The sequence below is a fragment of the Vibrio sp. Vb1026 genome (assembly GCF_033338745.1).
Taxonomy (GTDB): Bacteria; Pseudomonadota; Gammaproteobacteria; order Enterobacterales; family Vibrionaceae; genus Vibrio; species Vibrio alginolyticus.
Genome location: NZ_JAWOTH010000124.1, coordinates 1 through 1,240 on the forward strand (window position 1 = coordinate 1; position 1,240 = coordinate 1,240).

Below are 1,240 nucleotides of genomic sequence, written 5' to 3' on the forward strand. Positions count from 1 at the left end.
GCAGAAATATCTGAAGATACTGACGCTTTTCTAAAACGACCAATGACACGCTGGAAGAAGCGCTTAATCGCTCGAAAGATGTTTTTAATATCTTCAAGCATTAGATACAGACAAGGCACTAACACCAACGTCAGGACTGTGGCATACAGCACAGCAAAGCCCAAAGCGACGGCCATTGGTATTACGAAACGTGCTTGTAGACTGGTTTCGAACATAATAGGCAATACACCCGCAAAGGTCGTGATGGATGTCAGCGTAATCGCTCGGAAACGTGCACAACCAGCCTCAACCACCGCCTGCTTGATGCTCATTCCTTTCTCTCGGACTTGGTTCACATAATCTGTCATCACCAACGAGTCGTTGATCACCACACCTGCGGCTGCGATCAAACCGAATGTCGACATCATGCTAATGTCTAGCCCCAACCAGAAATGTCCCCAAATCGCCCCTGTTAAACTAAACGGGATAACGGACATCACGATAAGAGGCTGGGTATAGCTCTTCAATGGTACGGCAAGCAAGATATAAACAATGATCATCCCTGCCACAAAGAACATGATTTGTTCGTTGCGCTGCGCGGCTTGCTCTTCGATGTCACCACCCAGCTCTGTTTTGACACTTGGGTGCAGCTTCTTCATATCAGGCAAAATACTATCGTCGATGATTTTCACAATTTCTTGTGGCTCAACGAGTTCTTCATCAATAGAGCCGTACACATAAACGGTTTGATAACCACCTTCACGACGAATTGTGCTAACCCCAGGCTGCTCACTGATATTCACTACATCGCCCAGCATCACTTTCTTGCCTGCTGGCGTAGTAATGACAGCGTAACGCAATGAAGAAAACGCTTCACGAGTCAGTTGAGGATAGCGAACCATGACTTTGATCTCTTCACCGTCGCGAATCAAACGCTGTGCTTCTCCGCCGTAAAAACTTCCGCCGACTTGTTGCGCAATCATGGTCAAGTCAAGACCGAGATCGTACGCAACAGGTGCAAGAGAAAGAAGCACTTCTTTGCTGCCTGAATCAATGGATGACGAGATATCGTACAACCCTTCTTCTTGCTGCAAACGTTCAATCAAGTAACGTCCTGCTTGATTAAGTTCATTGATGTTGGAGCCAAACAGTAAGTAGCCAAACTCATCACGATCGCCACCACCTGCACTTTGTTCGCGGATCTTGATACTCTTCATACCCGGAATAACAGGCATCGCCTCACGCCAGCGGCGAGCAAGTT

1 protein-coding gene is annotated in these 1,240 nt (G+C 47.3%); it reads right to left on the minus strand.

All coding sequences use genetic code 11. The features are described from left to right. On the minus strand, positions 1 to 1,240 hold a 1,240-nt coding region (locus tag R7E47_RS24670; RefSeq protein ID WP_318085381.1), incomplete at both ends, for an efflux RND transporter permease subunit.